This window comes from Bradyrhizobium sp. USDA 4369, from assembly GCF_054056435.1.
This window is the reverse complement of record NZ_JBSRYH010000001.1, coordinates 3251427-3277589: the sequence shown is the minus strand read 5'-3', so window position 1 is coordinate 3277589 and position 26163 is coordinate 3251427. Positions and strand designations below refer to the sequence as shown.

Sequence of the window (26163 nt, the reverse complement as noted above, 5' to 3'; positions counted from 1 at the left end):
TCCGTTTCGCTGATCGTCATGGTGGGCGAGACGACATGACGCAGGCGCAACTCGCTCGCAGCAGCGATCCGCTGCTCGCAGTGCGTGACGTCAACGTCGTGTTCGGCGGCATCGTTGCGCTCGCCGGCGTGTCGTTCGACATGCACCAGGGACAGATCCTCGGACTGATCGGCCCGAACGGCGCCGGCAAGACCACGCTGTTCAACTGCCTGAGTCGGCTTTATCAGCCGTCCGCCGGCGACATCCTGATGGAAGGCCGCAGCATTTTGTCGCGGCCGCCGCACAGGATCGCCGAGATCGGCATCGGGCGGACGTTCCAGAACGTCGCGTTGTTTCCAAACCTTTCCGTGCTCGACAATGTGCGCGTCGGCACGCATGCTCGCACCTCCAGCGACATCATCTCCGATTCGCTGCGGCTCGCCTGGATCAGGCGCAGCGAATCCGCGGTGAACACCAAGGTGCAGGAGATCCTGGCCTATCTCGATCTCGAAAGCGTCGCCCACCGCACCGTCTCCGGCCTGCCTTTCGGCACCCAGAAGCGCGTCGAGCTGGCGCGCGCGCTGGCGGCCGATCCGAAGATCCTGCTGCTCGACGAGCCCGCGGGTGGTCTCAACCACGAGGAGGTCTATGTCCTCGGCGACCTGATCCGTCGCATCCGCGACGACCGTAAGATCACGGTGCTGCTGGTCGAGCATCACATGGGACTCGTGATGTCGATCGCCGACCACGTCGTCGCGCTCAATTTCGGCCGCAAGCTGGCCGAGGGCACACCCGCCCAGGTGCAGGCCGACCCCGACGTCATCAAGGCCTATCTCGGGAGCAAGGATCAATGACGCCGCTTCTCAACGTCAAGGATCTGCGCGCCTATTACGGCCAGGTCCAGGCCCTGCACGGCCTCTCTTTCTCCCTCAACGAAGGCTCGCTGACGACGCTGCTCGGCGCCAATGGCGCCGGCAAGACCACCACGCTGCGCGCGATCTGCAACATGGTCCGCTCCACCGGAGCGATCGAGTTCGACGGCAAGCCGCTCAACAACAAATCGACCGAGAGCATCGTCCGCTTCGGCATCGCCCATGTGCCGCAGGGCCGCGGCACCTTCACCACGATGACCGTGGAGGAGAACCTGCAGCTCGGCGCGATCACCCGGACCGACAAGGCGATCAGCTCCGACATCGAGCGCATGTATGGCTACTTTCCGAAGCTGAAGGAGCGACACACCCAGCAGGCCGGCACCTTGTCTGGCGGCGAGCAGCAGATGCTGGCGGTGGCCCGCGCGCTGATGCTGCGGCCGCGCCTGATGTTGCTGGACGAGCCGTCGTTCGGACTGGCGCCGCTGGTCGTGCGCGATCTCTTCCAGATCCTCGGCAGGATCAACCGGGACGAGAAGGTGTCGATCCTCGTCGTCGAGCAGAACGCGCAACTCGCGCTGGAGCTCGCCGACCAGGCCTATGTGATCGAGACCGGCCGCATCGTTATGTCCGGCGCGGCCAAGGACATCGCGCAGGACGAGAACGTCCGCAAATCCTATCTGGGCTACTGACGGAGTCGGGACAATGGAGCTTTTCACCAACCAGGTCCTGGCCGGAATCGCGACCGGTGCGATCTATGCCTGCATGGCGCTCGCGGTCGTGATGATCTACCAGGCGATCGACCATCTCAACTTCGCGCAAGGCGAGATGGCGATGTTCTCGACCTTTGTGTCGTGGCAGCTGATGCAATGGGGCGTGCCCTATTGGGGTGCCTTCGTGCTCACCCTGGCGTTCTCCTTCGCCGGCGGCATCGTCATCGAGCGCGTGCTGTTCAAGCCGCTGGCAAAGGCGCCGATCCTGACCCAGGTCGCCGGCTTCATCGCGCTGTTCTCGATCATCAACTCCTGCGCCGGGCTGATCTGGGACTTCACGATCAAGCAATATCCGACGCCGTTCGGCTCGACACCGTTCCTCGGCAGCCAGCTGATCTCGACCCATCAGGCGGGCATGATCGGCATCACCGTGCTGCTGCTGATCGGCCTCTACGTGTTCTTCCAGTACACCCGCATCGGCCTCGCGATGCGGGCGGCGGCCTCGGTTCCTGAATCCGCGCGGCTCGTCGGCATCAACACCTCCTGGATGATCGCGCTCGGCTGGGGCATGGCGGCGGCGATCGGCTCGATCGCCGGCATGCTGATCGCGCCGGTGGTCTTTCTCGAGCCCAATATGATGGGCGGCGTCCTGATCTACGGCTTCGCCGCGGCGGTGCTGGGCGGGCTCACCAGCCCGTTCGGCGCCGTGCTCGGCGGCTTCCTCGTCGGCATCTTCGAGAACCTCGCCGGCACCTACATCCCCCATGTCGGCAATGAGATGAAGCTCCCGATCGCGCTGGCCCTGATCATCACCGTCCTGGTCGTCAAACCCGCCGGTCTGTTCGGCCGCAACATCGTGAAGCGAGTCTGATCATGAGCGCAATCGAGCAAGTCGCATCCCAGGCGCCCGCGGTCGAGGCGGTTCCGAAGCGGGCCATGACCCTCAGCTCCGGCACGGCCTTCGTCGTCGTGCTGCTGCTCCTCGTCGTGCCGCTGTTCGTCAAGAACTTCATCATCTTCCAGATGACGATGCTGCTCATCTATGGCCTCGCCGTGCTGGCGTTGAACATCCTGACGGGCGGCTCGGGCCAGTTCTCGCTCGGCCAGAGCGCCTTCTATGCCGTCGGCGCCTATACGTCGGCGATCCTGATGGAGCAGTACAATATCAACTACGCGCTGACCCTGCCGATCGCCGGCGTCGTCTGCTTCGGCTTCGGCTTCCTGTTCGGCCAGCCGGCGCTGCGGCTGTCCGGCGTGTACCTGGCGCTGGCGACCTTCGCGCTCGCCACCGCCATGCCGCAGATCCTCAAGCTCGGCTTCTTCGAGCACTGGACCGGCGGCGTGCAGGGCCTGGTCGTGACCAAGCCGGATGCGCCGTTCGGCCTGCCGATGTCGCAGGACATGTGGCTGTACTACTTCACGCTGGCGATCACGATCGCGATCTACATCTTCTCGGTCAACCTGCTGCGCTCGCGCTCCGGCCGGGCCTTCATGGCGATCCGCGACAATGAGATCGCGGCCTCCGCGATGGGCATCGACGTCGCTACCTACAAGACGCTGGCGTTCGGCGTCAGCGCCGGCATCACCGGCGTGGCCGGCGGCCTCGGCGCCATCGCGGTTCAGTTCGTCGCGCCCGACAGCTACACCATCGTCCTCGCCATCTCGCTGTTCCTCGGCATGGTGGTCGGCGGCGTCGGCTGGCTGCCCGGCTCCTTCATCGGCGCCGCCTTCATCATCTTCGTTCCGAACATCGCCGAGGGCATCTCCAAGGGCCTTTCCGGCGCGGTATTCGGCGTCCTGTTGTTCCTCATCATCTTCCTCGTGCCGCACGGCGCGCGGCAGGTGGCGATGGTGGCTCAGCAGCTGCTGAGCAAAGTCCGTAAGACCTAAGGAGGACATCTTGCACGTGATGCAACAACTACGAATCGCCGCGCTCGCGACGGCGGTCATCGCCGTCACCTCGGGCGGAGCACTCGCCCAGAAGAAATACGACACCGGCGCATCCGACACCGAGATCAAGATCGGCAACATCATGCCCTATAGCGGACCCGCATCCGCCTATGGCGTGATCGGCAAGACCGAGGAGGCGTATTTCAAGAAGATCAACGCCGAAGGCGGCATCAACGGCCGCAAGATCACCTTCACCACCTACGACGACGCCTACTCGCCGCCCAAGGCGGTCGAGCAGGTGCGCAAGCTGGTGGAAAGCGACGAGGTGCTGCTGGTCTTCAACCCGCTCGGCACGCCCTCCAACTCGGCGATCCAGAAATATCTCAACTCCAAGAAGATACCGCAGCTGTTCGTCGCCACCGGCGCCACCAAGTGGAACGATCCGAAGAACTTCCCGTGGACCATGGGCTGGCAGCCGAGCTACCAGAGCGAAGGCCGCATCTACGCCAAGTACCTGCTGAAGGACAGACCGGGCGCCAAGATCGGCGTGCTGTTCCAGAACGACGATTTTGGCAAGGACTATCTCAAGGGCCTCAAGGACGGTCTCGGAGACAAAGCCGCGAGCATGATCGTCATGGAGGAGAGCTACGAGACCTCCGAGCCCTCGATCGACGGCCACATCGTCAAGCTGAAGGCGTCGGGCGCCGACGTGTTCTTCAGCGTCACGACGCCGAAGTTCGCTGCGCAGGCGATCAAGAAGCTGGCCGAGATCGACTGGCATCCGCTGCATCTCGTCGTCAACGTGTCGGCCTCGGTCGGCAGCGTCATCAAGCCGGCCGGCTTCGAGAACTCGCAGGGCATCCTGTCGGCGGCCTATGCCAAGGACGCTGCCGACGCACAGTGGGACAACGATCCCGGCATGAAAAAGTTCTTCGAGTTCCTGCAGCAGTACTATCCCGACGCCAACAAGCTCGACAGCTCGGTGGTGTATGGCTATGGCGCGGCACAGACGCTGGTGAAGGTGCTGCAGATGTGCGGTGACGATCTGACTCGCGCCAACGTCATGAAGCAGGCGGCCAGCCTGAAGGATTTCACGCCGGATACCCTGCTCCCCGGCGTCAAGATCAACACCTCGGCGACCGACTTCGCCCCGATCGACCAGCTGCAGATGATGCGGTTCAAGGGCGAGAAATGGGAGTTGTTCGGCGAGGCGATCAGCGGCGCCATCGAGTAATCGCGCATCGCCACAGAAAGCGGTGCCGATCTTCACTGGCCCTTCGCGCTGTCGGCGCGGAGGGCTTTTTCATGACTGCGTTGTGCCTCAATGAGCGGTGAATATACACCGCCTCGCTGACCTCAAGCTGTTCTTGCAAAGCACTTACTCGCCGAAATTGCGTGCGTATCTCGCACCTGCACCGATCTGCGCGGTGCGGTCCGATAAAGCACGGACCGTGCCGTGATGTCGCAGCCGTGCCGCACCAGCTCTGCTATAGTTCCCGTCCAAACAAGAGCTTTCGACAAGGAAGCCGCGACACGTCGTCCAAAAACCAACACGGGAGATACGCACCATGATGATCACGCGCAGGGCAGCCCTCGCCTCCGCCGCAGCCATCGTCCTCGCCTCGAGCAGCGCATTCGCCGCGGACAAGAAATATGACACCGGCGCCTCCGACACCGAGATCAAGATCGGCAACATCATGCCCTATAGCGGGCCGGCCTCGGCCTACGGCATCATCGGCAAGACGGAGGCCGCCTACTTCAAGAAGATCAACGCCGAAGGCGGGATCAATGGCCGCAAGATCAACTTCGTCTCCTATGACGACGCCTATTCCCCGCCCAAAGCGGTCGAGCAGGCGCGCAAGCTGGTCGAGAGCGACGAGGTGCTCCTGATCTTCAACTCGCTCGGCACGCCGTCGAACAGCGCGATTCAGAAATACATGAACGCCAAGAAGGTGCCACAGCTGTTCGTCGCGACCGGCGCCACCAAGTGGAACGATCCATCCAACTTCCCGTGGACCATGGGCTGGCAGCCGAGCTACCAGGCCGAATCGCGGATCTACGCCAAATATCTCCTGAAGGAGAAACCCGGCGCCAAGATCGCGGTGCTGTACCAGAACGACGATTACGGCAAGGACTATCTCAAGGGCCTCAAGGACGGGCTCGGCGCCAAGGCCGCCAGCATGATCGTGATGGAGGAGAGCTACGAGACCACCGAGCCCACGATCGACAGCCACATCGTCAAGCTGAAATCGACCGGCGCCGACGTCTTCATGAACATCACGACGCCGAAATTCGCCGCGCAGGCGATCAAGAAGGTGAAGGAGATCGACTGGAAGGCGCTGCACCTGCTCAACAACGTCTCGGCCTCGGTCGGCAGCGTGCTGAAGCCGGCCGGTTTCGAGAACGCGCAGGAGATCATCTCCGCTGCCTATCTGAAGGATGTGTCCGATCCGCAGTGGAAGGACGACGCCGGAATGAAGCAGTTCCTGGATTTCATGGCCAAGGATTTTCCGGAGGGCGACAAGCTCGACGGCGGCGCCGTTGTCGGCTACGGCGTGGCGCAGACCCTGGTGCAGGTCCTGAAGCAGTGCGGCGACGACCTCACCCGTGAGAACGTGATGAAGCAGGCGGCATCCTTGCGCAGTTTCCGGACTGAGATGCTGCTGCCGGGCATCACGATCAACACCTCGGCGACCGACTTCGCACCCGTGAGCCAGTTGCAGCTGATGCGCTTCAAAGGCGAGAAGTGGGAACTGTTCGGCGACGTCATCTCGGCCGATGTCGGCGGCTGAGCCGGAGAACGCATAAAACTCCTGCGGCGTCACGCCGCAGGAGGCTGCGTCTCCGAAGATATCTGCTGTCTTTGACCATCATTTCTTAAGCTAGGAATGGAACGACCGGCGGTCATGCAGCGGCAGCGGTTACGCTGCGCGCGCGGCTGCGCTATGGGCACGCGTTCGGAGTGAAACGAGTCGCCCGCGCTGCGGGCGGATCCAACAACAAGGCCAAGCTCCAAGGCCCATAAGGAGTCCCCCACGTGACCACTGCCCTCACCCGCCGCACCGTCTCCAGCCTGCTCGGCCTCGCCCTGGTCGGCGCAGCCGCGGGCGGCGCTCATGCCGACAAGAAGTACGACACCGGCGCCAGCGACGCCGAGATCAAGATCGGCAACATCGTGCCCTATAGCGGCCCGGCATCGGCTTATGGCTCGGTCGGCAAGGCGATGAGCGCGGTGTTCAAGAAGGTCAATGACGAGGGCGGCATCAACGGCCGCAAGATCAATTTCATCTCCTATGACGACGCCTATTCGCCGCCCAAGACGGTGGAACAGGCGCGCAAGCTGGTCGAGAGCGACGAGGTGCTGTTCCTGTTCGGCGTGCTCGGCACCGCGCCCAACACGGCGATCCAGAAATATCTCAACGCCAAGAAGGTGCCGCAGCTGTTCGTCGCGACCGGCGCCACCAAGTGGAACGAGCCGAAGACCTTCCCCTGGACCATGGGCTGGCTGCCGAGCTACCAGTCGGAGGCCCGTATCTACGCCAAATATCTCACCGCCCAGCAGCCGAGCGGCAAGATCGCGGTGCTCTATCAGAACGACGACATGGGCAAGGACTATCTCAAGGGCCTCAAGGACGGGCTCGGGGATCCATCGCGGCTGGTGCTGGAGGAGAGCTACGAGATCGCCGAGCCCACGGTGGAGTCGCACATCGTCAAGATGAAGTCGGCCAATCCCGACATCGTGGTGCTGTTCACGACGCCGAAATCCGGCGCCCAGGCGATCAAGAAGCTCGGCGAGATGAGCTGGAAACCGCTCACGATCATCTCCAATGTCAGCGCCTCGACGGCGGCGGTGATGAGGCCGGCCGGTGTCGAGAATTCACAAGGCGTGATCTCGGCCGCCTACGCCAAGGATGCATCCGATCCGCAATGGGCCAATGACCCAGGCCTGGGCGCGTTCAAGGAGCTGCTGGCCAAATATCTGCCCGAAATCAATCCCGTGGATTCGTCGGCGCTGACCGGCTACAACATCGCCACCACAATGGTCGAGGTGCTGAAGCGATGCGGCGACGAGTTGACCCGCGCCAACGTCATGAAACAGGCGGCAAGCCTGAAGCAGTTTGCGCAAGGCGGGCTCCTGCCCGGTGTCACGCTGACCACGGGGCCCGACGATTTCCAGCCGATCGAGCAGTTGCAGCTGATGCAGTTCAAGGGCGAGCGGTGGCAGCTGTTCGGCGAGGTCATGAACGGCGAGCTGAAGTAAGCCGTCGCACCGACGCGGGCGGCGCCGCATGAGCAGCCGCCGTCCGTTGTTGCGCGCCATCTTTGATGCCGCGGTCGCCGCCGCTCATCCCGACATCGTGCTGCCGGCCTATCTGCCGGCCGCTCCGAAGGGGCGGATCATCTGTCTCGCCGCCGGCAAGGGCGCGGCCGCAATGGCGGTCGCCGCCGAGCGGCACTACCTCGACACGCTCAGGGTCGATCCGGCGCGGCTGGCGGGCATCGCCACCACGCGTCATGGCCATGGCGTCCCGACCCGTCGGGTCAAGGTGATCGAAGCCGGCCACCCGATGCCGGACGAGGCCGGCCTGAAGGCCGCCGACGAGACCCTGCAGCTCGCCGCAACCGCAGAGACCGACGACCTCATGCTGGTGCTGCTGTCCGGCGGCGGTTCCGCCAACTGGATTGCGCCGGCGCATGGCGTGAGCTTCATGCAGAAGCAGCAGCTGACCCGTGCGCTGCTGCGCTCGGGCGCTCCAATCGGCGAGATCAACACCGTCAGGAAACATCTGTCGCGCATCAAGGGCGGCCGGCTGGCCCGGGCCGGGCAGAAGGCCGAGATCGTGACGCTCGCGATCTCCGACGTGCCGCATGACGATCCCTCGGCCATTGCCTCGGGGCCGACGGTGCCGGATCCGACCACGCTGGCCGATGCCCGCGCGATCATTGCGAAGTATCGGCTCGATATCGACCCGGCGATCACCCGTGCGCTGGATGATGCCGCCAATGAGAGCTGCAAGCCGGGCGACGCCGCCTTCGCCCGCGCCTCTTTCGAGCTGATCGCGCGCCCCGCCTCCGCGCTGGAGGCTGCCGTGGCCGGCGCCAAAAACGCCGGCTACGACGTGCTCGACCTCGGCGCCGATCTCGAGGGCGAGGCGCGCGAGGTCGCGGCCGATCACGCCAAGCTGGCGCGCGAGGCGCGCGCGCTCGGCCGCCGCATGGCGATCATCTCCGGCGGCGAGCTCACGGTGACGGTGCGCGGCCAGGGCCGCGGCGGACCCAACCAGGAATATGCCCTCGCATTGGCCGACCTGCTCAAGGACATGGAGGGCGTCGCGGCGCTCGCCGGCGACACCGACGGCGCCGATGGTGGCGGCGGCAGCGCCTCCGATCCGGCCGGCGCGCTGGTCGATGCCGAGGTCATCGCAGCGATGCGGGCGCAGCACCTGGATCCGCAGGCCTATCTCGCCAACAATGACGCCACCGCGTTCTTCGCGGCAACCGGCGGCCTGCTGCAGACCGGCCCGACGCTGACCAATGTCAACGACGTGCGTGTGATCCTGGTCGATTGAGGGCGCCCGCTCGGCGCCCTCAGAACTCCTCTGCGATCTTCGTCAGCATCGCCAGCAGCGTCTCGCGGCCGTCCGGACCGAGCAGTTCGTTCAGCCGCGCCTCGTGCTTGGTCACGACCAGCTTCTTGGCGCGCGCCAGCACGGTTCTGCCCTTGTCGGTCAGCATCAGGATGTGCGAGCGCCGGTCATTGGCCGAGCGGACCCGCGAGCAGAGCTCGCGGCTTTCCAGGCTGTCCAGCAGCGAAACGAAATTCGGCCTGAGAATGCCCAGCGTATTGGCAATCTCGGTCTGGTTCCGGCCGGGATTGCCGTCGAGCAGCAGCAGCACCGAGAACTGGGCCGGCGTCAGCTGCAGCGGTGCAACGCAGCGCAGGAAGTCCTCGAACACCTTCAACTGCGCCCGTTTCAGCACATAGCCGAGCAGATCGGAAAGCTCGCCGAGCTGGACCGCTTGCGTCTCGTCGACGGCTACGGCAGCTTCCTTTCGGCTTTCCCTGTGGGGCCTGCTGACGGGTTTGGCACTATCGGCCATCACAATCCGCCAAGATCATCGCACCTGCTTCCATCCCTGGTCTCGAATGCCGCAGCCGGAACAGCGGCCTTGAGATTATAATCGATAATTGTTATCCACTATACCAAACACGGGCAGGCGAATTCAACTGCCCGGCCGGCGAGAAGGCGCGCGGCGCCGCCCGCATCCGGCCATCACAGAGGGGGAGCGTCCTGTCTTGAACACAACGATCTTGCTGTTCCTGTTGCAGGACGGCATTACCAACGGCGCGATCTATGCCCTGCTCGGGCTGGCGCTGGTGCTGGTCTTTGCCGTCACCCGGGTGATCCTGATCCCGCAGGGCGAATTCGTCACCTATGGCGCGCTCACTTACGCCTCGCTCGCCGCCGGTCGCATGCCGGGCACGGCGAAGCTTGCCGTGGTGATGGGCCTCATCGCCCTTGCCTTCGACCTCTATGCGATGCGCAAGACGCTGCACGCGCCGAAAGTCGCGCGAACGTTCGGCCTCAACGTGGTCTTTCCGGTGGTCGTTCTGCTGGCCAGCCTATGGGCCGCCGACCAGCGCATGCCAGCCGGCGTCAGCCTGGTGCTGTCGCTGCTGATCGTGGCCAGCATCGGCCTGTCGCTGTACCGCATCGTGTTCCAGCCGCTCGCCCACACCTCGGTCCTGGTGCTGCTGATCGCCTCGGTCGGCGTGCATCTGGCGCTGCAGGGCCTGGGCCTGCTGTTCTTCGGCGCCGAGGGCCAGCGCGGCCCGACCTTGCTCACCGCCAGCGCGACGCTCGGCTCGCTGCGCTTCACCGGCCAGGGCATGGCGGTCTACGGCATCACCATCGCCTTCATCGTCGGCCTCTGGCTGTTCTTCGGCCTGACCCTGTACGGCAAGGCGCTGCGCGCCACCGCCGTCAACCGGCTCGGCGCCCGTCTCGTCGGCATCCGCACCACGCTGTCCGGCCAGATCGCCTTTCTGCTGGCCTCCACGATCGGCGCGCTCTCCGGCATCCTGATCGTCCCGATCACGACACTCTATTACGACACCGGCTTCCTGATCGGCCTGAAGGGTTTCATCGCCGCGATCATCGGCGGCCTGATCAGCTATCCTCTGACCGCTGTTGCTGCCCTTGTGGTCGGCATCGTCGAGGCCTTCTCCTCGTTCTACGCCTCGAATTTCAAGGAAGTCATCGTCTTCACGCTGCTGATCCCGGTTCTGCTGCTGCGTTCGCTCGCCGCGCCCGCGGTCGAAGAAGAGAAGGATTGAGCCGTGCGTGAGCGTTGGCCTCTGATCATCTTTGCCGTCATCATGGCGGCGATCCCGTTCATTCCGGGCATGCCGCCGTTCTGGATCGTGCTGCTCGACAATATCGGCCTGTCCGCCTTGGTCGCGATGGGCCTCGTGCTCCTGACCGGCGTCGGCGGTCTCACCTCGTTCGGCCAGGCCGCCTTCGTTGGCTTCGGCGCCTACACGACCGCGGTGCTGTCGGCGCAGTATGGCGTCTCGCCCTGGCTGACCCTGCCGCTGTCGCTGCTGGTGTCGGGCCTCGCAGCGGTGCTGCTCGGCCTCGTCACCGTCAGGCTGTCCGGGCACTACCTGCCGCTCGGCACGCTCGCCTGGGGTCTCGGCCTGTATTATCTGTTCAGCAAGCTCGCCTTCCTGGGCCGCAATGACGGCATCTCCGGCATCCCACCGCTCTCGATCGGCAGCCTCAAAATGCTCGATCCCGGCACGATCTATTTCGCGATCTGGGCCGCTGTGCTGATCGCGGCGCTGCTGACGATGAACCTGCTGGACTCGCGCACCGGCCGCGCCATCCGCGCGCTGCGCCGCGGCCATATCGCGGCCGAGGCGTTCGGCGTCTACTCGCCGCGCGCCAAGCTGCTGGTGTTCATCTATGCGGCTGTGCTCGCCGGCCTGTCCGGCTGGCTCTATGCACACTTCACCCGCGCGGTGAACCCGACGCCGTTCGGCGCCCAGGCCGGCATCGAATATCTGTTCGTCGCGGTCGTCGGCGGCGCCGGCTATGTCTGGGGCGGCGTGCTGGGCGCGGCGATCGTCGTGATCCTGAAGGAGGTGCTGCAGAGCTACCTCCCGCTGCTGCTGCATGGCGAGGGCCAGCTCGAGACTATTGTGTTCGGCATCCTCCTCGTCACCTTGCTGCAGCTTGCGCCGACCGGCCTGTGGCCCTGGCTGACCGCGCGGCTGCCGTTCAAGCCGCTCGCCAAGAAGCCCGACACCTCGATCGCGCTGCCGGCCCGGGCGCGCTCCGCCTCGGCGCCGAGCGTGCTGCTGCAGGTCGACAACGCACGAAAACAGTTCGGCGGCGTGGTTGCGGTCAACAACGTCTCGTTCGACGTCCAGGCCCGCGAGATCGTGGCGCTGATCGGCCCCAACGGCGCCGGCAAGAGCACGACCTTCAACCTCATCACCGGGGTGCTGCCGCCGACCTCCGGCAACATCTCCGTGCTCGGCAAGGCCGTGGGCAACGCCCCGCCGCAGGACGTCGTCAAGCTCGGCATTTCCAGGACCTTCCAGCACGTCAAGCTGGTACCGGACATGACGGTGCTGGAAAACGTCGCGATCGGCGCGCATCTGCGCGGCCATTCCAATGCGCTCTCCAGCATGTTCCGGCTCGACCGCGGCGACGAAGCCAAGCTGCTCGCGGAGGCCGCGCGCCAGATCGAGCGCGTCGGGCTCGGCGACCAGATGCACCAGCTCGCCGGCTCGCTGTCGCTAGGACAGCAGCGCATCGTCGAGATCGCCCGTGCGCTGTGCGTCGATCCGATGTTGCTGCTGCTCGACGAGCCGGCCGCGGGTCTGCGCCACATGGAGAAGCAGCGCCTTGGCGCGCTGCTGCGCGACCTCCGCGCCGGCGGCATGTCGGTGCTGCTGGTCGAACACGACATGGGCTTCGTCATGGATCTCGCCGACCGCATCGTGGTGCTCGATTTCGGCACCAAGATCGCCGAGGGCACACCTGCCGCGATCAAGACCAATCCCGAGGTGATCAAGGCGTATCTCGGAGCCACCGCATGAGCACCTTGCTGGAAGTCACCGACGCCCATGTCTCCTACGGCAAGGTCGAAGCGGTCAGGTCCGTCTCGCTCACCGTCGCCGAGAACGAGATCGTCACCATCATCGGCGCCAATGGCGCCGGCAAGACGACGCTGCTCAGCGCCATCATGGGCGTGTTTCCGCTCAAGGGCCGCGTCTCGTTCCTGGGCGAGGACCTGGCCCGCTACGAGATCGAAGACCGCGTCGCACGCGGCCTCTGTCTGGTGCCGGAGCATCGCGAGCTGTTCGCGACCATGAACGTCGAGGACAATCTGCAGCTCGGCGCTTTCAGAATGTCGAAGGCGCATGCTGCGAGAGGCTTCGAGCACGTCTACACGCTGTTCCCGAAGCTGAAGGAACGGCGCAAGCAGCTCGCCGGCACCTTGTCGGGCGGTGAGCAGCAGATGCTCGCGATGGGTCGCGCGCTGATGGGCGCGCCGAAGATGCTGATGCTGGACGAGCCGAGCCTCGGGCTGGCGCCGATCATCGTCGCCGGGATCTTCGAGATCGTCGCCAAGCTGCGCGAAGAAGGCGTCTCGGTGCTACTGGTCGAGCAGAACGCCAAGGCTGCGCTGAGGGTCGCCGACCGCGCCTACGTGATGGAGCTCGGCGAGTTCGTGCTGAATGGCAAGGCCTCGGACATCGCGACCGACGCGCGCGTCGCGGCGAGCTATCTCGGCTTCGCCGAGGCGGCTGCGAGCTGAGCCTGATGCCGAAGGTGTGAGGCGCGGTCTCAGGATGGCGCCTCCCGCGTCAGCAGGAAGTCGACCATCTCGCGCTCCAGCGCCCGGTACATGTCGGTGCCGGTCGCCGTCAGGCATCCGCGCTCACGCGCGGCGGCGATGAACGGCGAGACCTCGGGACGCGTGATCACGCAGCCGCAATAGGCTGACGGGCTCACCGTGGCCATGTCGACCGGCAGGGGATCGCCGGGCTGCATGCCGGCCGGCGTCGCGTTCGCCACCATGTCGAATCCGGTTGCATCCATCGCGCCAATCAGCGCCCGGCCTTTGCCGCGCTCATTGAGGCGCGCGATCAGCGCATCACGCCGCCCGGCATCGCTGTCGTGAATCGCGAGCTCACACACGCCCGCATCGATCAGCGCCAGCGCAATCGCCAATCCGGCGCCGCCGGCGCCGATCTGCAGCGCGCGGGTGCCGTTCGGATCAAAGCCCTTGGCCCGCGCAGCACCGACGAAGCCCAGCCCATCGACCATGTCGCCATGCCAGCCGCCATCGGGGCTGCGCCGCATCAGGTTGACCGCGCCGATGAAATGCGCCCGCTCGGTGGCACTCGCGCAGGCGCGGTAGCAGGCGAATTTGTGCGGGATGGTCGCGACGATGCCATCGAGATTCTTCACCTGCGTCATCGTCGCGAGGACGCCGGCGAGATCAACCGGTGCGACGTGGACCGGGACGAGGATCGCATCGCTGCCGCGCTCCGCAAACGCCTGGCTGACGCCGGCCGGCGCGCGCACCTGCGCGATCGGATCGCCGATGATGATGTGGAGCCGGGTGGCGCCGGTGGGAGTGGGGATCATGGCGGGCTTTCAGAAAAGCAAAAAGATCGGGCCTAATAGCCGAAAGGCCGGCTCACCGAGCCGGCCTTTCTGATGTTGATATGGTCCTCGATCTCACTTCGCCGGGATGTATTTGCCGTCCTTCACGGTCAGGATGATGCGGGCGCGGTCGTCGAGGCCGGAGCGATCCTTTTCGGTGAAGTTGTAGACGCCCTGGGAGGCCGCCAGATCCTTCTCGGAGAGCAGCGCCTGGCGGATCGCCTCGCGGAACTCCGGCGTGCCGGGCTTGGCGGTCTTCAGCGCGGTCGGGATCACGCGCTTGAGGATCTCGAACGCGTCGTAGGAATGGCCGGCGAACTGGCTGCGGCTGTTCGGGCCATACTTGCCCTCATAGGCCTTGTTGAGCTCGAGGCCGGGCTTTTTGGTGAGCGCGCTGTCGTCCTGCGTCTCCGGCGACATCACCGGGCCCGAGGCCATGATCACGCCCTCCGCCGCCTTGCCGGCGATGCGAATGAAATCCATGCTCGCCGCGCCATGGGTCTGATAGATCAGGCCCTGATAACCGCGCTCGCGCAGCTCGGTCTGCGGCAGCGCGGCCGCGGTGCCGGAGGCGCCGATCAGGATCGCATCCGGATTGGCGGCAACCAGCTTGAGCACCTGGCCAGTGACGGATGTGTCGGGACGCGCAAAGCGCTCCTCGTCGACAATCGTGATGCCCATCGGTACGCCCTGGTTCTTGAGGTCGTTGAACCAGAGATCGCCGTAGGAGTCGGAATAGCCAATATAGCCCACGGTCTTGATGTTATGCGCCTTCATGTGCTCGTAGAGCACCTTGCCCATGATCGGCACCGGCTGCGGCATCACCACCGACCACTTCATCCGCTCCGGCGTGACCGGGAACGGCGCCAGGCCAAAATGCGGAATGCCGGCTTCATTGGCGACGTTGGACACCGCGATGGTCGGCGGCGTCAGCGCCGAACCCATGATGATGTCGGCCTTGGACTCGGTCACGAAGCGGCGCGCGTTGGTGGTCGCCGTGGTCGGATCGCCGCCGTCATCCAGCACGATCACCTTCAGCGGCACGCCGCCGATCTCCTTCGGCACGAATTCCAACGCATTGCGCTCGGGAATGCCGAGCGCGGCGCCCGGGCCCGTGGTGGTGGTGGTGATGCCGATGGTGACTTCGCTGGTCTGCGCCAGCGCCGGCGCAGAGGCCAGCATCGCGATGACGCCAGCCGCCGCCAGATAGGCCTTTCTCATTCAATCCTCCCTCAATCTTTTCGGTTCAGCTCGTGATCCGCCGATCCTGTTTGCAGTCCCGCCCCTGATCCGGGGCGCCTTCGATCTCGACCGGCCGACATGTGTCCAAACGTGATCCTGGCATTGAACACGAGAAGATCACGTCTCACCAGTCGACCAAAGCACGACAGAGATTCATCCTTAAGACGGCCGCATGTCGCACCCGTTGCAGCGCCTCACCCTCCGAGAAACTTGGTCCGCATCTCCTCGGGAAACGGCGCCGATTTCAGCTTGTCGGGATCGGCCGGATCGCGCCCGACCAGCACCCGGGTCTCGAACCCTTCGATGGCTAGCGCCTCGCCCTTGAACACCTTGTGGGTGACGTCGAACGAGGAGCGCTTGATGCTCTCGACCCGGCTCTCGATCGTGATCCAGTCGCCATAGGTCGAGGGGATGTAGAACTTGGCCCGTGTGTCCACCATGGGAATGCCGACCAGGCCGTAACGGCGGACGATGTCCTGCTTGGAGAAGCCGGCCGCCTCGAACATGACAGAGGTCGCGTCGTCGAACATCGCGAAATAGCGTGGATAGTAGACGATATTTGCGGGATCGCAGTCGCCCCACTGGATCTGCACATCGCGGCGGTTGACGAACATCAGACGTTTGCCTTCCGCGCTGCTCCGGCGACGGTGCGCCCCCTCTCCCATGGGGAGAGGTGGGAGCGCGCGCTCGACAACTTGCAGGATGGGCGAAGGCGCGCAGCTCCGTGCCCACCATTTTCAGCGGCGGTGGGAACGCTGCGCTTCGCCCACCCTACAATTCCCTCCGTCATTGCGAGCGAAGCGAAACCATCCAGGGCCGGGTCGGGACTCTGGATGGATTCGTTGCCGAGCTTGTCCTTGGACTCGCCGGAGGCGAGACCCGGGGGCTGATCGCAATGACGACGCACTTACTTCGGCGCCATGCGCAGCGAGCCGTCGAGGCGGACGACTTCGCCGTTCAAATAGGCGTTCTCGACCATGTGCAGCGCGAGCGCGGCGAACTCATCGGCCTGGCCGAGACGGCGCGGGAACGGGATCGCGGCGGCGAGCGAGTCCTGGGCCTCCTGCGGCAGATTGGCGAGCAGCGGAGTCAGGAACAGGCCGGGCGCGATGGTCAGCACGCGGATGCCGAACTGCGCGAGCTCGCGCGCGATCGGCAGGGTCATGCCGACGATGCCGCCCTTCGATGCCGAATAGGCCGACTGTCCGATCTGGCCGTCATAGGCGGCGACGGAGGCGGTGTTGATGACCACGCCGCGCTCGCCGGTCGCCTGCGGCTCCAGCTTGGTCATGCCATTGGTCACCAGACGCAGCATGTTGAACGAGCCGATCAGGTTGACCTTGATGACCTTCTCGAAATCGGACAGCGCCATCGGGCCGTCGCGGCCGACCACGCGCTTGGCGACGCCGATGCCGGCGCAATTCACCAGCACGCGCGGCTGCTGGCCGAGCGCCTCGACCGCCTTGGCAACGGCGGCTTCCGCGCCGGCCGCATCCGAGACGTCGCAGACCACCGCGACGCCCTTGATCTCGGCGGCGACCTCCTCCGCCAGCTTGGCGTTGAGATCGAACACCGCGACCTTGGCGCCCTGCGCCGCGAGCTTGCGGGCGGTGGCGGCTCCGAGGCCGGAAGCACCGCCGGTGACGATGGCGGCCTGATCCTTCAACAACATGTCGTTTCTCCCTTGAATGCGCAGGTCAGCGGGCGAGGATGATATCGTCGCCCGGCGTCGCGGCGTAGATGCGCTCGATCAGGTCCTTGCGGTTCTCCAGCACGGCGCGCTGGTTGATCGAGCCCTTGTCGGTGACCTCGCCTTTGTCGATGGACAGCGGCACGCCCAGCAGCACGGCGCGCGTGATCCGGGTCGAGGAGCCGGTCGCGGTGCCCTGGAATTTTGCGAAGCGCTCGCGGAAGGCCGCGACGATCAGCGGATCTGCCGCGGTCGCGGCGAGATCATCCATCGGCAAGGTCGGGTTGATCAGGCGGCAGCCGTCGAGATCGAGCACGATGATGGCGGCGATCTCGTCGCGGTTGATGCCGGCGATGATCACGTCGCGCGCCAGCGGCGCACAGGCGGCGACGAAGCGCGCGCGCAACGGGCCGACCGAGACCCAGGTGCCGGATGCGAGCTTGAAGTCCTCGGCGACACGGCCATCGAAATCGAAACCGGCGTTGAAATCGTTGGGATCGACGGGCTTCAGCGCGTCGCCCATCTGATAGTAGCCCTCGGAATCGAACGCCGCAGCCGAGACCTCCGGCAGGCGCCAGTAGCCCGGCGTGACGTTCGGCCCCTTGGCCCGCACTTCCATCTTGCCGTTGTTGGGCACGAGCTTGGCTTCGTTGCCCGGCACCGGCAGGCCGACATGGCCGGAGCGGCTGGTGCGCGGATTGACCGACATGAAGAACGGCGCCGTCTCCGTCGAGCCGAGGCCGGTCAGCATCGGCACGCGATAGCCAGTCTCCGCCACCGACAGCTCGTCGAGCTCGTTCCAGACATGCGGCGCCAGCGCGGCACCGGAGAAGAACATGGCATGCAGCCGGCTGAAGAAGGTCTTCCGCAGGCCAGGATCCTCGCGGAAATAGGGCAGCAGCGATTCGTAGCCCTTCGGTACGTTGAAATAGACCGTCGGCGAGATCTCGCGCAGGTTTCGCACCGTCTCCTCGATGCCGCCCGGCACCGGCTTGCCCTGGTCGAGATACATCGAGCCGCCGTTGAACAGCGTCAGCCCGATATTGTGGTTGCCGCCGAAGGTGTGATTCCAAGGCAGCCAGTCGATGATCACGGGCGGCTCGTCCTTCAGGAAGGCGAGCGTCTCGCGGATCATCACCTGGTTGGCGCAGATCATGCGCTGGGTGTTGATCACGGCCTTCGGATTGCCGGTCGAGCCCGAGGTCAGCAGGAACTTTGCGATCGTGTCCGGACCGATCTTGTCGTGAACGGCATCGAGGCCGGCGAACAGCGGCGAGGCGATGAGATCGGCAAGCATCGTGATCTTGCGGCCCGGCACCGAACCGAACGACGCCACGATCTCAGTGCCCTCAGGCACGTTGGCAATGAGTGCGTCCGCGAACTTGTCGGCGTCGTCGACGAAGACGAGGCCCGGCGTCAGCAGCTTCATCAGATAAGCGAGCTTGCCGTAGTCACGCGACACCAGCGAATAGGCAGGCGAGACCGGGCAGAACGGCACGCCGGCATAGAGCGAGCCGAACGCGACCAGGGCATGGTCGATCGAATTGCCCGACAGAATCATCACCGGCCGGTCGGGCGACAGCCCGCGCGCGAGCAGCCCCGACGCGATGTGCCGGCTCGCCGCCAGCAGCGTGGCGTAGCTCAGCTCGCGCCAGCCTTCCGGCCCGACGCGCTCGGCCATGAACACGCGCTGTGGCGTGGTCTTTGCGAAGTGATGCAGCCGGTCCGTGATCCGCTGCGGATAGTCGCCGAGCGGCTGCGTCGGCCGGAGATAGATGGTGCCGTCGTCGCGGCGCTCGACGTTGATGACGGGATCGTTGAACGAGATGGCGCGCAACGGATGAACACTGGCGCTCCGCGCCGTGCTGTCCGTTCCCCCCTGTGTGATTGTTTTTGTTTGCGCGGTCATGTCACGTCGGCTTCACTTTGGCTGTCTTGTGATCGAGGAAGGCGCGAATGCGACGCTTGGCCTCCTGATCGCTTTGCGCGACGGTGGCCATCAGCGATTCCATCAGCAGACCGGTCTGCGGGTTGGCCTCCGCAATCATCGGCAATGCCTGCAGCACCGCGAAATTCGTCAGCGGCGCGTTGCTCGCAATCTTGCCAGCGAGCTCCATGGCCTTGGTCATCGACGCGCCCGCTTCGACCAGATATTGCGCGAAGCCGTAGGACGAGCCTTCGGTCGCCGAATAGACGCGGCCGGTGAGCATCATGTCCATCATGCGGGCGACGCCGATCAGGCGCGGCAGCCGCACCGAGCCGCCGCCGCCGACGAAGATGCCGCGCTGGCCCTCGGGCAGCGCGAAATAGGCGGATGGCTCAGCGACACGGATATGGGCGGCACAAGCGAGTTCGAGACCGCCGCCGATGACAGCGCCTTTCAGCGCCGCGATGACCGGCACGCGGCAATATTGGATGCGGTCGAACACGCGGTGCCACATCTGCGAATGCACGAGGCCTTCGGTGGCGTCACGCTCGCGCAGCTCGGACAGATCCAGGCCGGAGGAGAAATTGTCGCCGAGGCCGTGGATGACGACGGCGCGAATGTCGTCCGGCAGACCGGCAAAGCACTCGCCGATGGCGAGGATGATGCCATCATTCAGCGCGTTGCGCTTGGCGGGGCGGTTCAGCCCGATCGTCAGGACGGCGCCCTGCTGTTCGATCTGCAGCAGCGACGGATCCCCCGCAGGCGTGGCGGTGTCGGCGTTTCCCATGGGCTCTATTGTGTCCTATCCAGAATAGTTATGTTTTATAATGATCTCGGCAGGAGTCAATAAGCGGCCCCCGACATCATGTTGTGCAATGCAAAAAGAGCGACGCCGGAATGAACTACGCGATGCGGCGCGCGGCGCATCGTACGGCGCAACCGAGCAAAGGCAAATGACATCATCGGGCGTTCCCGCGGCAAAATCACGCCCAGGACGCGCCGAGATCGGCCCGCATCACGTGCCAAGGGCGCAGGCAGGGCCAGGCGCCGACTGACGCCGTCGTCCGCCTACTAACAACAACACAGGCGGCAGCAGGTGCAGCCGGACCGACGCGGCTTTCGGACATGAATAGCGGGCAACATCGCGTTCAGCATGGCTTCAAAGCGCGCAAGGTAGAACGTCACCACACTTTCCCAATGGAGGGGATCATGGTTTCGCTGAAGAAATCTATCACAGGCGGCATCGCCGCGCTCGCTGTGACCGCAACCCTGTTCGCCGGTGCGGCGCCGGCGCAGGCCCATGACGGACGCAATGCGGCGCTGATCGGCGGCCTGGTTGTCGGAGCTCTCATCGGTGGCGCGCTGGCATCGGAAGCTCAGGCGTATGAGCCCGCCCCGGTCTATCGCTCCCAATACCAATACCGGCCCCAATACCAATACCGGTCCCACTATCGCGACGCGGCTTATGACAGCTACGGCGACGAGGGCTACCGTTACGTGCCGGCTCACCGCTATCGCAATTGCGACCACGGCTACCGCAGGGCGTCGGATTGGGACGACGAGGATTAGTTCTTCGTCTCACCGGTATTCGAGCATCCCGATCGTCTTGCTCAACGCCACGGCGCCCGGTCGGCGCCCCCCCCCGCAAGCTCCGCTCTCGTCCCTGCGATCGCTGGGACGACAGCGGTGGATGGAGCAACATCTCACAGCCACACCGTCATTGCGAGGAGCGCAGCGACGAAGCAATCCAGAATCCCGTCCACAGCCCTGGATTGCTTCGCGGCGCTCGCAATGACGGAGTTTGTCGCAAACGGCGCGGCCTACAGCACCACGTGCACGTCGACGATCACGCGATCCGGATGCCGCGCGGCGGAGCCGACGAAGATGTGCTCCATCAACCAGCGATACTTGTCGTGGCCGGTCTCGAATCGTGGCTGGGTGCGGAAGTAGATCAGCTTGGGATCGACGGGCTCGCCGCGCTTGAGCTTCTGCAGCAGATCGACCGGTCCGAAGCGAATGCCGCGGTTCTCGACATAGATGGTCGCGCCATCATCGGTTTCGAAGGCGTATTTCGCTTCGAGGTCGATCAGCTCGCTGGGGCGGATGACCTGGAAGTCGGCGCCGAGATTGCAGATCCTGCCGCTGACGCCCTCGCCGTTGAGACCCGGGCCCTTCACCTCGCCGCCATGGATCGGGATGATCCGGCGTACGCCGATGCCGGTCTCGCCGGCGCTCGTGACGTCGCCAACCATCACGGAGAGGGTGAAGACATACTTCGTGTCGAGAACGGGCGCGCTCATCGGTTCATCATCTGTTGCGGCAGCCAGGTGGCGAGCAGCGGGAAGGCGATCAGGATCACCAGCCGGATCAGGTCGGTCGCGACGAAGGGCAGCACGCCCTTGAAGATGGTGGAGAACGAGACATCCTTAACCACGCTCTTGATCACGAACACGTTCATGCCGACCGGCGGATGGATCAGGCCGAGCTCGACGGTCATCACGATGATGACGCCGAACCAGATCGGATCGAAGCCGAGATGCGAGATCACCGGAAAGATGATCGGCACGGTCAGGATGATCATCGCCATGGCGTCCATCAGGCAGCCGAGCACCAGATACATCACCATGATCAGCGCCAGTACGCCGTAGGGCCCGAGGCCGAGGCCGGTGAGGAATTCCGTCACCTTCTGCGGCGTCTGCGTCACCGTGAGGAAATAGCCGAAGATCAGCGCGCCGATCAGCACCGTGAACACGGCCGCCGCCGTGCGTGTCGCCTGCAGCAGCGAGGCCAGGATCTTGTCCTTGTCGAGCCGACCGGTGAACAGGCCGATCAGGAAGGCGCCGGTGGCGCCGACGCCGCCGGCTTCCGTCGGCGTGAAGCGCGGCAGGAACGGCAGACCGTAGAGGCCGCCGATCACGAACAGGAACAGCAGCACCGGCGCCCAGATGCCCTTCAGCCCCTTGATGCGCTCGCGCCACGGCAGCGCCTCCCCCTTGGGGAGAAAGTCCGGCCTCACGCGCCCGATCACCGTGATGGTGACCATGTACATGGTCATCGCCAGGAGGCCCGGGATGATACCGGCAATGAACAGCTTGCCGATATCCTGCTCGGTGATGATGCCGTACACCGCGAGCACGGTGGAGGGCGGCAGCATCGCCCCTAACGTGCCGCCGGCGGCGATGACGCCGGTGGCGAAGGATTGCGGATAGCCGAAGCGGCGCATCTCCGGATAGGCCACCGCCGAGAAGGTCGCGGCGGTCGCCACCGACGAGCCGCAGATCGCGGCAAAGCCGCCGCAGGCGGCCACCGTGGCGATGCCGAGGCCGCCCCGCAAATGGCCGACAAAACCGTTGGCGGCGCGAAACAGCTCGCGGCTCATGCCGGAGTTGGAGACGAACGTTCCCATCAGCAGGAACATCGGGATCACGCCGAAGGTGTAGTCCGTGACCGTGCGCATCGAGGTCTGGCCGACCAGCTTCAGCGCCGCCGTGCCGTTGACGAGATAGGCGAAGCCGGAGACGCCGACGAGCCCCATCGCCATGCCGACGGGCACGCGCAACAGCATCAGGGCAAACAGCGCGACGAAGCCGATGATTGCGACCGCATCCGTGCTCATGCGGCACTACTCCGTGGGCTTGACGTGAGGGTCATGAATCTCCTCGGGATGGAAGATCAGGCGATAGGTCCGGATGGCAATCAGGAGCACCGCCGAGACGTCGCCGATCCAGGCGATGGCGAAGAACGGCCAGGTCGGCATGTGCAGGTCGTAGGTGAGGACGTTGTCCTCATAGGTGCCGCGCACCTTGTCGAACAGAGTCCAGGTCTGCACCGTCACGACGAACAGCAGCACCAGGGTGGCAAAGATGTCGATCCAGCGCTGGTAGCGCGGGCCGACATTGCCCCAGATGAGATCCACGGTGATGTGGGTGCCGCGATATGATGTCGCAGCGATGCCCCAGAAGATCAGGATGCCGAGCAGCATGCGCCCGATGTCGAAGGAATCCGGGATCGAATAGTTCAGCGTGTTGCGCAGCAAGACCGACAGGAAGATGTCGAGTGCGACGATGCCGACGAAGAACGCGGCAATCCACTCGATGCCGTCGATGATCCGGTCCATGAAGGCGCGCTGCATGGCGTCCCCGTTCTAACAATCAGGTTTACATCTCGAAGATGTGGAGCGAGTTGCTGCGCAGCGCGCGGTGGCCCAGCCTCTCCCCGCCTGCGGGGAGAGGCCGGATTGCATTGTCAGATGCAATCCGGGTGAGGGGGCTCTCCGCACGGTCTGTGCGCTTGACTGCCCCTCACCCCGACCCTCTCCCCGTGAAGAACGGGGAGAGGGAGCGCACCGTCCGCCGCGCAACAGTTTGGGTAACGAAGACGCTACTGTGCCAGAGCGTTGTACTTGGCGAGTGAAGCTTTCAGCTCGGTCATGGCGGCATCGGCGTCGACGCCGGTCTTCTTGACGCCGTCGGCCCAGGTCTTGAACAGCGGCTCGGAGGCCTTCTTCCAGGCTGCGGTCTGTTCCGGCGTCAGCTTGTAGACCTCCTGGCCGGCTTCTGCCTTGATCTTGTCCACGCCCGCGTCCTCGAACTTGCCCCAGGGCTCGCCAACCCGGCCCGCGGCCTCGGTGTTGCAGTTGTCGTCGATCGCCTTCTTCTGCGTCGCCGACATCTGGTTGTACTTGTCCTTGTTCATGACAAAGACAAAGGTCGTCACATACATCGGCGCGTCGATGTGGAATTTCGTGACCTTGTCGACGCCGAACAGCACCAGCGAGCCAGCCGGGAAAAACACGCCGTCGGCAACGCCGCGCTCGATGATATCGCGCACTTCGGGCGCGGATGACTGCACATTGGTGCCGCCGAGCTGCGTCACGAAATTCGCGATGGTGGCATCCGCCGGGCGGATCTTCATGCCCTTGAGGTCCTCGGGCAGCGTGACCTTCTTGGTCCGCGTATGCAGCGAGGACGGTGTGTGGACGAAGGCCAGGCAGTACTTGACGTCCTTCATCTCCTTCTCGGCATATTTGCGGTACCAGGCATCGAGGCCTTCGGAGCCGCCCTTGGCGTCGGAGATCAGGAACGGCAGCTCGCCAGCGCCGATAATCGGGAAACGGCCGGGCTGATAGCCGGGGTTCACATAAGTGACATCAGCGATGCCGTCGCGGGCCATGTCGTAATGGTCGAAGGCCTTGCCGAGCTGCTGCGCCGGGAACACCTTGCCCTTGATGGTGCCGCCCGAGGCCTTCTCGACCGACGCAGCCCAATCCTCCAGCGCCTTCTGCAGCGGATGGCTGGCCGGGACCCAATGCGAGATCTTCAGATCGAACGTCTTGTCCTGCGCGAGCGCGGGGGTGACACCGGCAGCCAGCGCCAACGCCAGAAGCGTCTTCCTCATCGAGATCATCTCCTTCCATCGGTGGGCCTTCGAGGACCCTTTGCTTCATTGTTATAGCATATAAACATCATTGCAAGCGTGACGGCACACCGCCACCGCGGCACGCCGCGATGCGTTGCTCATCGCTTCAGCCCTGCCAAATATGACAGACGAAAGTTGTAGGTGCACGGCATTTCATTAACACGTTAAGGATCTGTCGTGCACCCGAAATTGCACGGCCGGATCGTCAGCCCACCACGAATGGCCGCATCGGCGGACCGGCCCCCCCCCCCACGAGAGGGGGCGCAGTCCGTCCCGCCGTCGATCTGCACCGTTTCAAACGCAGGTGCAAAACACGTTTGAAACTTTGTAGGCGGTGCAAAACGCGCGCCGCTGTCGTTGAGTGTGAACATCGCCAGCAATCACCGAGACCCGCATGAGCAGCATTCCCGCCGGATTCGAACCGCATTTTCGCAAGAGCCCGTTCACCGATCCCTGGGAGCCGCTCTACGCCAGGAAGACCGACAAGGCCGTCATTCTCGGCCTGCGGCTCGCCACACCGCACACCAATTCGCGCGGGCTGATCCATGGCGGGCTGATCGCGTCGCTGGCCGACAATGCGATGGGCTACAGCTGCGCCCAGACGCTCGGCTGGGAAGTATCGCTGGTCACGATCAATCTCGCCGTCGATTACATCGGCAGCGCCGGGATCGGACAATGGCTGAGCGTCGAGAGCGACGTGATCAAGAGCGGGCGCACCATCTGCTTCGTGCAGAGCCTGGTGCTGGCCGATGACGCGGTCATCGCGCGCGCGAACGCGACCTTCCGCGTGGTGCCGAAGACGGCGTGACGCCGTCAGCCGAACCGCCAGTCGCAGGTCGTGGCGATCAGGTCGATGAAGGCGCGCACCTTGGCCGAGAGCAGGCGGGAGCTCGGAAACACGATGTGGATGGGGACCGGGGGCGGCTCATATTTCGCCAGCACCCGCTTGAGACGGTCGCCGCGCAAGCCGTCCGCCGCCTGATAGGCCATCACGCGTGTCAAGCCGCCGCCCGCCTCGGCATATTGGATCGCGGCGTCGGCATTGTTGGTGACCAGCCGCGGGCTGACTGCGATCCGCAGCTCCCTGCCCTCCTTGACGAAGCGCCAATCGTCGGCCGCGCCGAACTGGATGGTCTGGTGCTTGGCGAGCGCCTCGGGCGTTCGCGGCTCGCCATGATCCTTGAAATAGGCAGGCGCGCCGACGACAATTCGCCGCATGCTGCCGACCTGCCGGGCCACCAGCGAGGAATCGCCGAGATGGCCGATGCGCACCACACAGTCGACGCCGTCCTCCACCAGATTGACCTGGCGGTCCTCGAGGCGCAGCTCGGCGGCGACCTCGGCATACCGGCTCAGATAGGCGGCCATGACGGGACCGACATGGAGCCGGCCAAAGCCGACCGGGGCCGAGACCACCAGACGTCCAGCCGGCTGCAGGCGCTCGCTCTCGGCGGCGAGTTCCGCCTCCTCCAGATCGGCCAGGATGCGCCTGGTCCGTTCGAGATAGCGCCGGCCGGAATCGGTCAGCGTCACCGAGCGCGTCGTGCGCTGCAGCAGCCGGACGCCGAGATGCTCTTCGAGCGCAGCGATCAGGCGAGTCACCGCCGAGGGCGACAGCTTCAGCCGCCGCGCCGCCGGCGCGAAGCCGTTCAGATCGGCCACCGTGACGAAGGCATGCATGGCGTCGATGCGGTCCATCCGATCATTGCAGCATCTGCAATGATCCAGTGTCAACCCGCCTGATTAT

The 26163-nt window shown here is 64.8% G+C and carries 25 protein-coding genes; 13 read left to right on the top strand and 12 right to left on the bottom strand.

What is annotated here, in order from left to right; translation table 11 throughout:
* The first annotated feature begins 35 nt into the window (after positions 1 to 35).
* The 8 genes from ACVIJ6_RS14820 to ACVIJ6_RS14785 all read left to right on the top strand — a co-directional run bounded on the left by ACVIJ6_RS14820 (position 36) and on the right by ACVIJ6_RS14785 (position 9021).
* Complete coding sequence (locus ACVIJ6_RS14820; RefSeq protein WP_456773291.1) at positions 36 to 833, top strand: ABC transporter ATP-binding protein; 798 nt, start codon at positions 36 to 38, stop codon at positions 831 to 833.
* Entirely contained in the window at positions 830 to 1540 is a 711-nt protein-coding gene (locus ACVIJ6_RS14815; protein ID WP_012046888.1) for an ABC transporter ATP-binding protein, read from the top strand. Before ACVIJ6_RS14820 ends, ACVIJ6_RS14815 begins: the two co-directional genes overlap by 4 nt.
* Before the next feature lie 13 nt (positions 1541 to 1553).
* On the top strand, positions 1554 to 2432 hold the full coding sequence (locus tag ACVIJ6_RS14810; protein WP_012046889.1) for a branched-chain amino acid ABC transporter permease: 879 nt from the start codon (positions 1554 to 1556) through the stop codon (positions 2430 to 2432).
* A gap of 2 nt (positions 2433 to 2434) precedes the next feature.
* Complete coding sequence (locus tag ACVIJ6_RS14805) at positions 2435 to 3451, top strand: branched-chain amino acid ABC transporter permease (protein ID WP_456773290.1); 1017 nt, start codon at positions 2435 to 2437, stop codon at positions 3449 to 3451.
* A 19-nt stretch (positions 3452 to 3470) separates the two neighbouring features.
* On the top strand, positions 3471 to 4685 hold the full coding sequence (locus ACVIJ6_RS14800) for an ABC transporter substrate-binding protein (protein ID WP_456776989.1): 1215 nt from the start codon (positions 3471 to 3473) through the stop codon (positions 4683 to 4685).
* 334 nt (positions 4686 to 5019) lie between these two features.
* On the top strand, positions 5020 to 6243 hold the full coding sequence (locus tag ACVIJ6_RS14795) for an ABC transporter substrate-binding protein (RefSeq protein ID WP_456773289.1): 1224 nt from the start codon (positions 5020 to 5022) through the stop codon (positions 6241 to 6243).
* 245 nt (positions 6244 to 6488) lie between these two features.
* A complete protein-coding gene (locus tag ACVIJ6_RS14790; protein ID WP_456773288.1) occupies positions 6489 to 7712 on the top strand; it encodes an ABC transporter substrate-binding protein in 1224 nt (407 codons plus the stop codon).
* Positions 7713 to 7740: 28 nt separating this feature from the next.
* Complete coding sequence (locus tag ACVIJ6_RS14785) at positions 7741 to 9021, top strand: glycerate kinase type-2 family protein (protein WP_456773287.1); 1281 nt, start codon at positions 7741 to 7743, stop codon at positions 9019 to 9021.
* 19 nt (positions 9022 to 9040) lie between these two features.
* Here ACVIJ6_RS14785 and ACVIJ6_RS14780 read toward each other — a convergent pair whose 3' ends face one another.
* Positions 9041 to 9553 (bottom strand): MarR family winged helix-turn-helix transcriptional regulator, encoded by a 513-nt coding sequence (locus ACVIJ6_RS14780; RefSeq protein WP_456773286.1) that lies wholly within the window; start codon positions 9551 to 9553, stop codon positions 9041 to 9043.
* 196 nt (positions 9554 to 9749) lie between these two features.
* On the opposite strand from ACVIJ6_RS14780, the gene ACVIJ6_RS14775 reads away from it, so the two are divergent.
* Genes ACVIJ6_RS14775 through ACVIJ6_RS14765 form a run of 3 tightly spaced genes read left to right on the top strand, consistent with a single transcriptional unit; the run spans position 9750 to position 13285 of the window.
* Positions 9750 to 10790 (top strand): branched-chain amino acid ABC transporter permease, encoded by a 1041-nt coding sequence (locus ACVIJ6_RS14775; RefSeq protein WP_456773285.1) that lies wholly within the window; start codon positions 9750 to 9752, stop codon positions 10788 to 10790.
* A 42-nt stretch (positions 10791 to 10832) separates the two neighbouring features.
* Positions 10833 to 12563: a branched-chain amino acid ABC transporter ATP-binding protein/permease gene (locus ACVIJ6_RS14770; protein WP_456776988.1), complete on the top strand. Its 1731-nt coding sequence runs from the start codon at positions 10833 to 10835 to the stop codon at positions 12561 to 12563.
* Positions 12560 to 13285: an ABC transporter ATP-binding protein gene (locus ACVIJ6_RS14765; protein WP_456773284.1), complete on the top strand. Its 726-nt coding sequence runs from the start codon at positions 12560 to 12562 to the stop codon at positions 13283 to 13285. The genes ACVIJ6_RS14770 and ACVIJ6_RS14765 overlap by 4 nt, the downstream gene beginning before the upstream one ends.
* A 29-nt stretch (positions 13286 to 13314) precedes the next feature.
* On the opposite strand, the gene ACVIJ6_RS14760 is transcribed toward ACVIJ6_RS14765, so the two are convergent.
* The 6 genes from ACVIJ6_RS14760 to ACVIJ6_RS14735 all read right to left on the bottom strand — a co-directional run bounded on the left by ACVIJ6_RS14760 (position 13315) and on the right by ACVIJ6_RS14735 (position 19785).
* Positions 13315 to 14121: a shikimate dehydrogenase family protein gene (locus ACVIJ6_RS14760; RefSeq protein WP_456773283.1), complete on the bottom strand. Its 807-nt coding sequence runs from the start codon at positions 14119 to 14121 to the stop codon at positions 13315 to 13317.
* Between the two features lie 93 nt (positions 14122 to 14214).
* Positions 14215 to 15360, bottom strand: coding sequence for an ABC transporter substrate-binding protein (locus ACVIJ6_RS14755; RefSeq protein WP_456773282.1), 1146 nt, complete (start codon positions 15358 to 15360; stop codon positions 14215 to 14217).
* 215 nt (positions 15361 to 15575) lie between these two features.
* Positions 15576 to 15995 (bottom strand): acyl-CoA thioesterase, encoded by a 420-nt coding sequence (locus ACVIJ6_RS14750; RefSeq protein ID WP_456773281.1) that lies wholly within the window; start codon positions 15993 to 15995, stop codon positions 15576 to 15578.
* A gap of 293 nt (positions 15996 to 16288) precedes the next feature.
* Complete coding sequence (locus ACVIJ6_RS14745; RefSeq protein ID WP_456773280.1) at positions 16289 to 17053, bottom strand: SDR family NAD(P)-dependent oxidoreductase; 765 nt, start codon at positions 17051 to 17053, stop codon at positions 16289 to 16291.
* A gap of 25 nt (positions 17054 to 17078) precedes the next feature.
* On the bottom strand, positions 17079 to 18980 hold the full coding sequence (locus ACVIJ6_RS14740) for a feruloyl-CoA synthase (protein ID WP_456773279.1): 1902 nt from the start codon (positions 18978 to 18980) through the stop codon (positions 17079 to 17081).
* Between the two features lies 1 nt (position 18981).
* On the bottom strand, positions 18982 to 19785 hold the full coding sequence (locus ACVIJ6_RS14735) for a crotonase/enoyl-CoA hydratase family protein (protein WP_456773278.1): 804 nt from the start codon (positions 19783 to 19785) through the stop codon (positions 18982 to 18984).
* Between the two features lie 422 nt (positions 19786 to 20207).
* Between ACVIJ6_RS14735 and ACVIJ6_RS14730 the strand changes: the two genes are divergently transcribed.
* Positions 20208 to 20567, top strand: coding sequence for a hypothetical protein (locus ACVIJ6_RS14730; RefSeq protein ID WP_456773277.1), 360 nt, complete (start codon positions 20208 to 20210; stop codon positions 20565 to 20567).
* A gap of 251 nt (positions 20568 to 20818) precedes the next feature.
* Here ACVIJ6_RS14730 and ACVIJ6_RS14725 read toward each other — a convergent pair whose 3' ends face one another.
* The 4 genes from ACVIJ6_RS14725 to ACVIJ6_RS14710 form a co-directional block, all read right to left on the bottom strand.
* Positions 20819 to 21298 carry a DUF3237 domain-containing protein gene (locus ACVIJ6_RS14725; RefSeq protein ID WP_456773276.1) on the bottom strand — a complete coding sequence of 160 codons (480 nt, stop codon included), beginning with the start codon at positions 21296 to 21298 and terminating at the stop codon, positions 20819 to 20821.
* Complete coding sequence (locus ACVIJ6_RS14720) at positions 21295 to 22614, bottom strand: TRAP transporter large permease (RefSeq protein WP_012046907.1); 1320 nt, start codon at positions 22612 to 22614, stop codon at positions 21295 to 21297. Before ACVIJ6_RS14720 ends, ACVIJ6_RS14725 begins: the two co-directional genes overlap by 4 nt.
* A gap of 6 nt (positions 22615 to 22620) precedes the next feature.
* On the bottom strand, positions 22621 to 23130 hold the full coding sequence (locus ACVIJ6_RS14715; RefSeq protein ID WP_012046908.1) for a TRAP transporter small permease: 510 nt from the start codon (positions 23128 to 23130) through the stop codon (positions 22621 to 22623).
* Positions 23131 to 23378: 248 nt separating this feature from the next.
* Entirely contained in the window at positions 23379 to 24395 is a 1017-nt protein-coding gene (locus ACVIJ6_RS14710) for a TRAP transporter substrate-binding protein (protein ID WP_456773275.1), read from the bottom strand.
* Positions 24396 to 24810: 415 nt separating this feature from the next.
* Here ACVIJ6_RS14710 and ACVIJ6_RS14705 point away from each other — a divergent pair, with 415 nt between their 5' ends.
* Complete coding sequence (locus ACVIJ6_RS14705) at positions 24811 to 25224, top strand: PaaI family thioesterase (protein WP_456773274.1); 414 nt, start codon at positions 24811 to 24813, stop codon at positions 25222 to 25224.
* Positions 25225 to 25229: 5 nt separating this feature from the next.
* Here the strand turns inward: ACVIJ6_RS14705 and ACVIJ6_RS14700 are convergent, their stop codons facing one another.
* Positions 25230 to 26114 (bottom strand): LysR family transcriptional regulator, encoded by an 885-nt coding sequence (locus ACVIJ6_RS14700; RefSeq protein ID WP_456773273.1) that lies wholly within the window; start codon positions 26112 to 26114, stop codon positions 25230 to 25232.
* Between the last annotated feature and the right edge of the window lie 49 nt (positions 26115 to 26163).